Here is a 12,547-nt window from a genome sequence, read left to right on the forward strand (position 1 = left end):
AGCTGACGCACCGTCGTCCGGGTCACCGGGGCCGGGAGCCCGTACGCTCGTCCCAGGTGCGAACAGGGAGGCGGGCCGCAGTGGCGGAGCGGAGCAGTCGGCTGGAAGTACGGCTGGTGCGGCGTGGGTTCTCCGACCCGGACGCGGCCGTCCGGCTGCTGGCGGGGCCGGGGCTGGGCGGCCCGGGCCTGGACGGGCTGGCCGAGGACCCGGTGCTGCTGGACGCGCTCGGCGCGACCGCCGACCCGGACCTGGCGCTGCTCGGCCTGGCCCGGCTGCTGGAGGCGCTCGACGAGCCCGAGCGGCAGACCCTGCGGGACACCCTGACCAGCTCCAAGCCGCTGCGCGACCGGCTGCTCTCGGTGCTCGGCGCCTCGGCCGCGCTCGGCGACCACCTGGCCCGGCACCCGCGCGACTGGCACGCCCTGGTCACCTTCGAACTGCGCGACGTGCACCCGGCCCGGGAGGACTTCCAGCACGTGCTGCGCCAGCGGGTGCGCGCCGCCGACGCCCCGCCCGCCGACGCGCTGCGCGCCGCCTACCGCCGCTGCCTGCTGGCCATCGCCGCCCGCGACCTGAGCGGCACCGCCGACCTGCCGCAGACCGGCGCCGAGCTGGCCGACCTGGCCGGGGCCACCCTACAGACGGCTCTGGAGATCGCCGAGCAGGAGGACCCGGAGGCGGCCGGGCACTGCCGGCTCGCGGTGATCGGGATGGGCAAGTGCGGCGGCCGGGAGCTCAACTACGTCTCGGACGTGGACGTGATCTTCGTGGCCGAGGCCCGCGACGGGGTCGAGGAGCACCGGGCCCTGCAGTCCGCCACCCGGCTGGCCGCCCGGCTGATGCGGCTGTGCTCCGACACCACCGGCGAGGGCACCATCTGGCCGGTGGACGCCAACCTCCGCCCCGAGGGGCGCAACGGTCCGCTGGTGCGCACCCTGGCCAGCCACCTGGCGTACTACCAGCGCTGGGCCAAGACCTGGGAGTTCCAGGCCCTGCTGAAGGCTCGTCCGGTGGCCGGGGACGCCGAGCTCGGCGCCGCCTACGCCGAGGCCACCGCCCCGCTGGTCTGGCAGGCCGCCGAGCGGGAGAACTTCGTCGCCGACGTCCAGCAGATGCGTCGCCGGGTGGTGGACGCCATCCCCGCCACCGAACTGGACCGGCAGCTCAAGCTCGGCCCCGGCGGCCTGCGCGACGTCGAGTTCGCCGTCCAGCTGCTCCAGCTGGTGCACGGCCGCACCGACCCCGGGGTGCACAGCCCCAACACCCTCCAGGCCCTGGAGCAGCTGAGCGCCGGTGGCTACGTCGGCCGGGCCGACGCCGCGTCGCTGGACGCCGCGTACCGCTTCCTGCGCGCCATGGAGCACCGCATCCAGCTGCACCGGCTGCGCCGCACCCACCTGATGCCCACCGACCCGGCCGACCTGCGGCGCCTGGCCCGTTCGCTGGCCCCGCAGATCAACGACGACACCAACGCGGACGCGGTCGCCGCGCTCCAGCGGGAGTGGCGGCGGCACGCGGTGGAGGTCCGGCGGCTGCACGAGAAGCTGTTCTACCGCCCGCTGCTGGACGCCGTCGCCGAGCTGCCCGCCGGGGCGACCGGCCTCTCGCCGACCGCCGCCAAGGCCCGGCTGGAGGCGCTCGGCTACGCCGACCCGGCCGCCGCGCTGCGCCACCTGACCGCGCTGGCCTCCGGGGTCAGCCGCAAGGCCGCGATCCAGCGCACCCTGCTGCCGGTGCTGCTCGGCTGGTTCGCCGACTCGGCCGACCCGGACGCCGGGCTGCTGAACTTCCGTCAGGTCTCCGACGCGCTCGGCCGCACCCCCTGGTACCTGCGGCTGCTGCGGGACGAGAGCGCCGCCGCCGAGCAGCTGGCCCGGGTGCTCTCGGCCGGGCGGCTCGCCCCGGACCTGCTGCTGCGGGCTCCCGAGGCGGTCGCCATGCTGGGCGACCCGAACGGGCTGGCGCCGCGCGGGCGCCCCGCCCTGGAGGCGGAGGTGCTGGCCGCCGTCGGCCGGGCCGGCAGCGCCGCGGCGGGCGTCGCGGCGGCCCGGTCGGTCCGGCGGCGGGAGCTGTTCCGGACGGCGGCGGCCGATGTGCTCGGCCGCTTCGGGGACGACCCCGGCGAGGCGGTCGACGCGGCCGGGGAGGCGCTCACCGCGCTCAACGCCGCCACCCTCCAGGGCGCCCTGCGGGCCTGCACCGCCGAGTGGGAGGCGGCCAACGGCGAGCTGCCGACCAGGCTCGCGGTGATCGCGATGGGCCGCTTCGGCGGCCGCGAGATGGGCTACGGCTCCGACGCCGACGTGCTCTTCGTCCACGAGCCCCGGCTCGGCGCGCTGGAGCACGACGCGGCCAAGGCCGCCCAGTCCGTCGTCCACCAGCTGCGCACCCTGCTCGGCGCCCCCTCCACCGAGCCGCCGCTGCTGGTCGACGCCGATCTGCGCCCGGAGGGCCGGCAGGGCCCGCTGGTGCGCACGCTGGCCTCGTACGAGGCGTACTACCGCCGCTGGTCGCACGTCTGGGAGGCCCAGGCGCTGCTGCGGGCCGAGCCGGTGGCGGGCGACGCGGAGCTGGGCGAGCGGTTCCGGGCGCTGATCGACCCGCTGCGCTACCCGGGCGGCGGCGTGCCGGAGAAGGACCTGCTGGAGATCCGCCGGATCAAGGCCCGGATCGAGGCCGAGCGGCTGCCGCGCGGGGCCGACCCGACCACCCACACCAAGATCGGCCGGGGCGGCCTGGCGGACGTCGAGTGGACGGTGCAGCTGCTCCAGCTGCTCCACGGCCACCGCGTCCCCGCCCTGCGCACCACCCGGACCAGGGCCGCCCTGGCGGCGGCCGAGGCGGCCGGGCTGCTGGCCGCCGAGGACGCGGCGGTGCTGGACGCCGCCTGGGTGCTGGCCTCCCGGGTGCGCGGCGCGGTGATGCTGGTCCGCGGCCGCCCGGGCGACAGCTTCCCCGCCGACGCCCGCGAACTCGCCGGGGTGGCCCGCTACCTCGGCTACGGCAGCGGCCACACCGGAGAGATGGTCGACGACTACCGCCGCACCACGCGAAGGGCCCGCTCCGTCGTCGAGCGCCTGTTCTACGGCTGATCGACGGGGGCGGGCCCTCGGGGTGGTGCTGGGTCAGGCGGCGGCCTTCTCGGTCCAGTCGGCGGGGACGGTGACCGGGGTGTCGTCCTCGGGTTCGCCCGGGATGCGGGGGAGCTGGTAGGCCCAGACGTGGTAGACCACGCGGGCGGCGGCGAAGCCGGCCGCCAGGCAGAGGATGCCGCCGACGGCGTCCATCCAGAAGTGGTTGGCGGTGGAGACGATCACCAGCAGGGTGACCGCCGGGTAGAGCAGGCCGAGCAGCCGGACCCAGAGCGGGCGGGCCAGGAAGAAGATCGTCAGCCCGCACCAGAGCGACCAGCCGATGTGCATCGAGGGCATCGCCGCGTACTGGTTGGAGACGTTCGCCGCCGCGCCGGAGGCCATCGAGCCCCAGGTGTCGTGCACCTTGACGGTGTCGATGAAGTCACCGCCGGTCATCAGGCGGGGCGGGGCGAGCGGGAAGAAGTAGAAGCCGATCAGGGCCAGCCCGGTGGTCAGGAAGAGCACCGTGCGGGTCGCCGCGTAGCGGCCCGGGTGGGAGCGGTAGAGCCAGACCAGCACGCCGATGGTCACGATGAAGTGCAGCGTGGCGTAGTAGTAGTTCATCCCGACGATCAGCCAGGTGACCGAGTCGACCGCGTGGTTGACCGAGCGTTCGACCGCGATGCCGAGGCTCTGCTCCAGGTCCCAGATCCACGAGGCGTGCTTCTGCGCGGTCGCCTCCTGCTCGGGCACCGCGTTGCGGACCAGCGAGTAGATCCAGTAGCTGATGCCGATCAGGGCGAGCTCGAACCAGAGCCGGGGCCGGGCGGGGGAGCGGCGCTGCCCCCGGATGCGGCTGCGCAGCGCGGCGCCGGTGGACTGGGCGGCCAGGGTGGCTCCGTCCGGCTGGTGGCTCGTACGGGCCTCGCCAGGGACGGAACCTGCCCGGGCCGCGGCCGGTGCGCTCGTGGCGTCGGCGGTGCGAATCTCGGTCGGTTCCCCCATGGACGAGAAGTCTGCCAGACGTGCTGTGGCTGCCTGCTCATCCTGCGGTAGTGGATTCTTCACCGCCCGTCCCCCTTCGGGGGTAGGGGGTCGGGTACCGGAGGCTGACATGGAGTCCATTGTGGCCCCTTCGGGTACGGCCGGTCGACGTGGCCCCCCGGGCTGCGGCCCGCCGAGGCAACGGTTCGGTCAAGACTGCTCCTGCAACGATTTCTGCATCTTGCTGAAACATTTTGCAATCGCTAGCGTCCAGCCACCCACTCGACGACGAGCCGCCTCAAGGGAGCCCAGCTGTGGCCGAAGTCCAGCCCCGCCGCCCACGGAGCACGACCCCCTACAAGCGACCCGGCCGGACGGCCGTGCTGATCGCCGCCTCGCTGCTGGCCACCGGGCTGGGGGCCGCCCCGCTCGCGGTGGCCGCTCCGGCGCCGGCCGCGCCGCCCTCGGACCGGGCGATGGCCGAGCGCGCCGACCGGCACGACCTGACGCGGGAGCAGTTCTACTTCGTCCTGCCGGACCGCTTCGCCAACGGCGACCGCGGCAACGACACCGGCGGCATCCCCGGCGACCGGATGGTCAACGGCCTGGACCCGGCGGACAAGGGCTTCTACCACGGCGGTGACCTCAAGGGCCTGATCGAGAAGCTGGACTACGTCCAGGACCTGGGCACCACCGCGATCTGGATGGCCCCGCTGTTCGAGAACCGACCGGTGCAGGGCACCGGGGCGGACGCCTCGGCCGGCTACCACGGCTACTGGATCACCGACTTCACCAAGGTCGACCCCCACTTCGGGACCAACGAGCAGCTCAAGGAGCTGATCGCCAAGGCGCACGCCCGGGGCATCAAGGTCTTCTTCGACGTCATCACCAACCACACCGCCGACGTGGTCGACTTCAAGGAGCAGAAGTACGACTACCGCTCGGCCGGCGCCTACCCGACCCTGGACGCCGACGGCCGCCCGGTGGACGAGACCGCGATCGCCGACGCGGCCGCCCAGTGGCCGAGGACCACCGCCGACTCCTTCCCCTACAGCCCGGTCTTCCGCACCGAGGCCGACAAGCGGGCCAAGACCCCGAACTGGCTGAACGACCCCGCGCTCTACCACAACCGGGGCAACTCGACCTTCGTCGGCGAGTCCGCCACCGAGGGCGACTTCTCCGGCCTGGACGACCTGGACACCCAGAACCCCCGGGTGGTCAAGGGCATGCAGGACATCTACAAGACCTGGGTCAGGGAGACCGGGGTCGACGGCTTCCGGATCGACACCGTCAAGCACGTCAACACGGCCTTCTGGTCCCAGTGGGCCCCCGAACTCAAGGGCTACGCGGCCAAGCTGGGCAACGACGACTTCTTCATGTTCGGCGAGGTCTACTCCGGCGACCCGGCGGTGACCGCCCCGTACGTCACCAAGGGCAAGCTGCAGGCCACCCTGGACTTCGGCTTCCAGGAGAGCGCCCGCCGGTACGTCTCGCAGGGCGGCTCGGCCCGGGTGCTCTCCGAGCTGTACGCGCAGGACTACCGCTACACCACCGCCGACACCAACGCCTACGGCCTGCCGACCTTCCTCGGCAACCACGACATGGGCCGGTTCGGCAGCTTCCTGCAGGCCGACAACCAGGGCGCGAGCCCCGAACTGCTGCTGCGCAAGGACCGGTTGGCCAACGAGTTGATGTTCCTGACCCGGGGTCAGCCGGTGGTCTACTACGGCGACGAGCAGGGCTTCACCGGCGCGGGCGGGGACAAGGACGCCCGGCACGACATGTTCGCCTCGAAGACCGCCTCGTACAACGCGGACGAGGTGATCGGCGGCAGCAAGGGCCCGGCCGACCGGTACGGCACCGGCGGTGCGCTCTACCGGGGCATCGCCGACCTGGCCCGACTGCGCCGGCAGCACCCGGCCTTGGCGGACGGCGCGCAGATCGAGCGGTACGCCGCGGACGGGGCCGGGGTCTACGCCTTCTCCCGGATCGACGCCAAGGAGCAGGTCGAGTACCTGGTCGCGGTCAACAACGCGGCCGAGCCGAAGACCGTCACGCTGGACACCTTCTCGGCCGGCACCGACTTCGAGCAGCTCTACCCGGCGGCGGGGCAGAAGCTCACCAGCGGGGCCGACCGCAAGGTGACGGTCACCGTCCCGGCGTACTCCTCGGTGGTGCACAAGGCCGCCAGGAAGCTCGCGAAGACCACCGCCGCGCCCCAACTCACGCTGCGCGCACCGGAGAACGGCTCCACCGGCACGGTGACCGTCGGCGCCGAGGTGCCGGGCGGCGGGTTCAACCGGGTGTCGTTCGCCGCGCAGATCGGCAACGGGCCCTGGCAGCAGCTGGGTTCGGCGGACAACGGGACGTACAAGGCCACCCAGGACCTGACCGGGGTGGCCCCCGGCACGGTGGTCCGGTACAAGGCCGTGGTCCGCGACGGCAGCGGCAACCTGCGCTCCGCGACCGCGAGCTTCACCACCGGCACCCCCGCCCCGAAGCCGGTGCCGAGCGCCACCTCGCGCCCGTACGCGGTCGTGCACTACCAGCGGAAGAACGCCGACTACGACGGCTGGAACATGTACGCCTGGGGCGACCTGGCGGACGGCGAGTCGACCCAGTGGCCGGCCGGGCACGCCTTCGCCGGGCGGGACGGCTACGGGGCCTTCGCCTACGTGAAGTTGAAGAGCGGCGCGGCCGACGTCGGCTTCGTGGTGGAGAACAACGGCACCAAGGACACCGACGGCGACCGGCACGTTGACCTCGGCACCACCGGTGAGGTCTGGGTCAAGGAGGGCGACCCGAAGGTCTACACGAGCAACCCGGACCCGGCCGTGCCCGTCCCGGCGAACACCGCCGTCATCCACTACAAGCGGGCCGACGGGAACTACGACGGCTGGGGCCTGCACGACTGGACCGGCGCGGCCAGCCCCACCGACTGGGGCAACCCGCTGATGCCCGCCCGCAAGGACTCCTACGGCGCCGTCTTCGAGGTGCCGCTGGCCCCCGGGGCGACCAGCCTCAGCTACATCCTGCACCGGGGCAACGACAAGGACCTGCCCAACGACCAGTCGCTGGACTTCGCCACCAGCGGCCGCGAGGTCTGGCTGATCGGCGGTCAGGAGGGCCACCTGCTGCCGCAGTCGGCCGGGGTCTCCTCGCAGCTGGACCTCTCCTCCGCGCGGGCCCAGTGGATCGACGCGAGGACGGTCGTGGTGCCCGCGAACTACGGCGCGGGCGACGCCGCGCTGAACGGCGGCACCAGCGCCCAGCTGATCTACGACCCGGCCGGCGGGATCACCGTCGACAAGGGGGTGCTCAGCAAGCCCGGGCAGTGGATCCGGCTCACCCCCGGCTCCCTGACGGCGGACCAGAAGAAGAAGTACCCGCACCTGGCCGGGTACCGCGCCTTCACCGTGGACGCCCGGGACGCCCGCCGCACCACCGAGGCGCTCCGCGGCCAGCTGCTCTTCACCGAGCACCTGCCGAACGGCGCCGCGCTGGCCGCCACCGGCGTGCAGATCCCCGGCGTGCTGGACGACCTGTACGCGGCCGGGGCCGCCCAGGCCCAACTCGGCCCGGTGTACCGGGAGGCCGGCGGCTGGGGCTGGTGGCGCGAGCGCCGGGTGACTCTCTCGCTCTGGGCGCCGACCGCCACCGAGGTCTCCGTCCAGCTCTTCGACGGGCCGAGCGGCGGCACCCCGAGGACGGTGCCGCTGCGCCGGGACGAGGCCACCGGCGTCTGGTCGCTGACCAGGGACGCCGGGGAGCTGGACGGCAGGTACTACCTGTACCAGGTGAAGGTCTGGGCGCCGAGCGTCGGCAAGGTGGTGACCAACCTGGTCACCGACCCGTACTCGGTGGCCCTCTCCACCGACTCCACCCGCTCCCTGGTGGCCGATCTGACGGCCCGTGACACCAAGCCGCGCGGCTGGGACCAGCACCGCGCCCCGCAGGCCGTGCCGCCGCAGAAGCAGCAGATCCAGGAGCTGCACGTACGGGACTTCTCGGCCACCGACAGCACCGTGCCGGCCGCCGAGCGCGGCACCTACAAGGCCTTCACCGAGTCGAAGTCGGCCGGGATGAAGCACCTGAAGGAGCTGGCCGCGGCGGGCGTCACCACCATCCACCTGCTGCCCACCTTCGACATCGCCACCATCCGGGAGAACCGGGCCCAGCAGCAGCTGCCCGCCTGCGACCTGGCCGCGCTGCCGGCCGACGGCGAGCAGCAGCAGGAGTGCGTGGCGGCGGTGCAGGCGGGCGACGCCTACAACTGGGGCTACGACCCGCTGCACTACACGGTGCCGGAGGGCTCCTACGCCACCGACCCGAACGGCCTGGCGCGCACCGTGCAGTTCCGCGAGATGGTGCAGGCGATGCACGAGGCCGGGCTGCGGGTGGTGCTGGACGTGGTCTACAACCACACCGCCGCCTCGGGGCAGGCCGAGCACTCGGTGCTCGACAAGGTGGTGCCCGGCTACTACCAGCGGCTGAGCGACACGGGGAAGGTCACCACCGACTCCTGCTGCGCGGACACCGCGCCCGAGCACGCGATGATGAACAAGCTGGTGGTCGACTCGGTGGTGACCTGGGCCCGCGAGTACAAGGTGGACGGCTTCCGCTTCGACCTGATGGGCCTGGACCCCAAGCAGACCATGCTGGACGTGCGCTCCGCGCTGGACCGGCTGACGCTCCGCCAGGACGGGGTGGAGGGCAAGGACCTCTTCCTCTACGGCGAGGGCTGGAACTTCGGCGTCGTCGCCAACGACGCCCGCTTCGTCCAGGCCACCCAGCTGAACATGGCCGGAACCGGCATCGCCACCTTCAACGACCGGATCCGGGACGCCGCCCGCGGCGGCAACTTCATGCTCGACTCCGCGCCGCAGCAGGGCTTCGCCTCCGGGCTCTTCACCGACCCGAACGGCTCGGCGGCCAACGGCACCCCCGAGGAGCAGCGGGCCCGGCTGCTGCGGCAGATGGACCAGGTGAAGGTCGGACTGACCGGGAACCTGGCGGGGTACTCCTTCACCGACAGCAGCGGACGGACCGTCACCGGTGCGGGCGTGGACTACAACGGCGCCCCGACCGGCTACGCGGCCGACCCCGGGGAGGCGCTGGAGTACCTCGACGCGCACGACAACGCGGACCTGTTCGACGCGCTGGCCTACAAGCTGCCCGTCACCACCGCGCCCGCCGACCGGGCCCGGATGCAGGCGCTCGGCCTCTCGCTCACCGCGCTGAGCCAGGGCCCGGGCTTCCTGCAGGCCGGCAGCGAGCGGCTGCGCTCCAAGTCGCTGGACGCCAACTCCTACGACTCCGGTGACTGGTTCAACGCGATCGAGTGGGACTGCGCCAAGGGCAACGGCTTCGGCCGGGGCCTGCCGATGGCGGCCGACAACAAGGCGATGTGGCCGGCGGCCAAGCAGCTGCTGGCCGACCCGAAGCTGCGGGTGGGCTGCAACGAGGTCTCCTCGGCGGACGAGCAGTACCGGCAGTTCGTCCGGATCAAGCAGTCCTCGCCGCTGTTCGCCCTCGCCACCACGGCCGAGGTGCAGCGCCGCCTCTCCTTCCCGCTCTCCGGTACGGCCGGCGAGCAGCCGGGCGTGATCACCATGCACCTGGACGGCACCGGCCTGCCCGGCGCGGAGCGCGGCATCACCGTGGTGTTCAACGCGACCCCGGCCGAACAGCGCCAGACCGTGCCCGGGGCGGCGGGCAGCGCGCAGCGCCTGCACCGGGTGCAGGCGGACGGCGCCGATCCGGTGGTGAAGGGCGCCCGCTTCGAGCCGGGCACCGGGACCTTCACGGTGCCGGCCCGGACGGTGGCGGTCTTCGTGCAGGGCTGACGCGTTCGGCCGAGGTGTTCACAGGGGCCCGTCCGTTCACAGCGGGCGGGCCCGTTCACAGGCACGACATGTGGCTGATACGAGTCATCGTCAAGTCGCATGGCCGGAAATCGCCGTCCGGCGTCCCGTGGTGGTGACACCCGGGCGCCGGGCGGCGCTGTTTCGGGGTCCACGGAGGGCCGGCGCCGCCGACCGACCGACCGTCCGGACGGGTGGCGATCCTGCCGCTGTTCAGTGCGGATCTGCCGGATGCGAAGCGGTTCCGGAAGGCGACAAGCGTTTTCGCCAGCCCCTTGCGCACCACGGGAGTTGGCACCGGTGCGAGGCTCGTGTGCCTGGGTCGGATATCGGCCAATCCGTGACGTGCATCTGTCATTCACGGCGGGTTTGCTGCCACGATTCCCCCTGCCGCGGACGAGATGGCCCCAAGTCCCCAACCGACGCGGCGTTCCAGCGCAGGCAAGGCGCTACCAAGCACCACTCCTTTCAACGCACCGACCCGGGCGTCGCACAGGCAGCCCGGGGCCCCCGCTGTGCCGCAACCCCGCGGCCAGGTTCTCTCCACCGTCCGTGCACCCCGCGGGCGGTCGGAAAAGGAGTCCGCATGTCCCGCTACACCCACGCCCGGGTGACGATGGCCGCGCTCGCCGCGACCACCGCCCTGGTGGTGACCGCCCTGCCCACGATGGCGCAGGCGTCCCCGCAGGCCCCCTCCCAGGTCAACTCGATCGCGGCCGGCAAGGCCAGCCTCCTCGCCTCCGCCGACCAGCAGGGCGCCGGCCTGGTCCAGTCCCTCGGCCTCGGCGGCCAGGAGAAGCTGGTCGCCAAGGACGTCGTGGTCGACGCCGACGGCTCCCGCCACCTGCGCTACGAGCGCACCTTCGCGGGCCTCCCGGTGCTCGGTGGCGACCTGGTCGTCCACCAGACCGCCGGTGGCCTCACCAAGGGCGTGGACAAGGCGAGTTCGGAGGCGCTGACCGGCTTCAGCACCACCCCGAAGCTGGCCGCCCCGGCCGCCCAGTCCTCGGCGCTCGCCGCCGAGCAGGGCTCCAGCCTGGACACCGCCCCCCGCCTGGTCGTCTGGGTCGCCTCGGGCGCCCCGCGGCTGGCCTACGAGACCGTGGTCTCGGGCGTCGAGTCGGACGGCACCCCGTCCCGGATGCACGTGGTGACGGACGCCCAGACCGGCGCCCTGATCCAGAAGTACGAGGGCATCAAGAAGGGCACCGGCCAGGGCGTCTTCGTCGGCAACGTCACCATCGGCACCTCGCTGTCGGGTTCGACGTACCAGATGAAGGACACCGCGCGCGGTGGCCAGTACACCACCAACCTGAACAACGGGACCTCGGGGAACGGCACCCTGTTCACCAAGTCCACCGACGCCTGGGGCAACGGCCTCGCCTCCAACAAGGAGTCGGCCGCCGTCGACGCGCACTACGGCGCGGGCGCGACCTGGGACTACTACAAGAACACCTTCAACCGCAGCGGCATCCGCAACGACGGCGTCGGCGCCTTCAGCCGGGTCCACTACGGCAGCAACTACGTCAACGCCTTCTGGGACGACGGCTGCTTCTGCATGACCTACGGCGACGGCTCGGGCAACAACGCCCCGCTGACCGCGCTGGACGTGGCCGGCCACGAGATGACCCACGGCGTCACCTCCAACACCGCCAACCTCACCTACTCGGGCGAGTCCGGCGGTCTGAACGAGGCCACCTCGGACATCTTCGGCACCATGGTCGAGTGGTACGCCAACCTGCCCGCCGACCCGCCGGACTACCTGATCGGCGAGGAGATCAACATCAACGGGGACGGCACGCCGCTCCGTTACATGGACAAGCCCTCCAAGGACGGCTCCTCCAAGGACTCGTGGTACTCGGGCATCGGCAACGTGGACGTGCACTACTCGTCCGGCCCGGCCAACCACTTCTTCTACCTGCTGTCCGAGGGCAGCGGCGCGAAGGTCGTCAACAACGTCAGCTACAACAGCCCGACGGTGAACAACATCACCGTCGCCGGCATCGGCCGGGACAAGGCCGCGGCGATCTGGTACCGCGCGCTGACCGTCTACATGACCTCCAGCACCAACTACGCCCAGGCCCGCACCGCCACCGAGAACGCGGCCAAGGACCTGTACGGCGCCGGCTCGACCGAGCTCTACCAGGTCGGCATGGCGTGGGCCGGCGTCGCGGTCGGCCAGCCGCCGACCAACCCGGGCACCGTCACCGTGACCAGCCCCGGCAACCAGACCACCAAGGTCAACACCGCGGTGAACCTGCAGATCAACGCCAGCGGCGGCACCGCCCCGCTGACCTTCTCGGCCACCGGCCTGCCGGCCGGCCTGTCGATCTCCACCTCCGGGAAGATCACCGGCACCCCGACCACCGAGGGCACCTCGAACGTGACGGTCACCGCCACGGACGCCGCCAACAAGTCGGGCACGGCCAGCTTCACCTGGACCGTGAACAACGTCACCAGCACCTGCACCCCGGCGCAGCTGCTCGGCAACGCGGGCTTCGAGTCCGGCAACACCACCTGGACCACGACCTCGGGCGTGATCGACAGCGGCACCAGCAAGCCCGCCCGCACCGGCTCCTACAAGGCCTGGCTGAACGGCTACGGCTCCTCGCACACCGACAG

4 protein-coding genes are annotated in these 12,547 nt (G+C 72.5%); 3 read left to right on the forward strand and 1 reads right to left on the reverse strand.

Annotated elements, in window-relative coordinates; all coding sequences use genetic code 11:
* Positions 1-56: 56 nt before the first annotated feature.
* Complete coding sequence (locus tag ACWEPF_RS09045; RefSeq protein ID WP_452172033.1) at positions 57-3,095, forward strand: bifunctional [glutamine synthetase] adenylyltransferase/[glutamine synthetase]-adenylyl-L-tyrosine phosphorylase; 3,039 nt, start codon at positions 57-59, stop codon at positions 3,093-3,095.
* A 33-nt stretch (positions 3,096-3,128) separates the two neighbouring features.
* On the opposite strand, the gene ACWEPF_RS09050 is transcribed toward ACWEPF_RS09045, so the two are convergent.
* A complete protein-coding gene (locus ACWEPF_RS09050; RefSeq protein WP_452172034.1) occupies positions 3,129-4,082 on the reverse strand; it encodes a phosphatase PAP2 family protein in 954 nt (317 codons plus the stop codon).
* Positions 4,083-4,375: 293 nt separating this feature from the next.
* Here ACWEPF_RS09050 and pulA point away from each other — a divergent pair, with 293 nt between their 5' ends.
* Both pulA and ACWEPF_RS09060 read left to right on the forward strand, forming a co-directional pair.
* Positions 4,376-9,907, forward strand: a complete 5,532-nt coding sequence (pulA, locus tag ACWEPF_RS09055) for a pullulanase-type alpha-1,6-glucosidase (protein WP_452172035.1) — start codon at positions 4,376-4,378, stop codon at positions 9,905-9,907.
* 604 nt (positions 9,908-10,511) lie between these two features.
* A partial coding sequence (locus ACWEPF_RS09060) for a M4 family metallopeptidase (RefSeq protein WP_452172036.1) occupies positions 10,512-12,547 on the forward strand: 2,036 nt, incomplete at its 3' end.

This window comes from Kitasatospora sp. NPDC004289 (assembly GCF_053602875.1).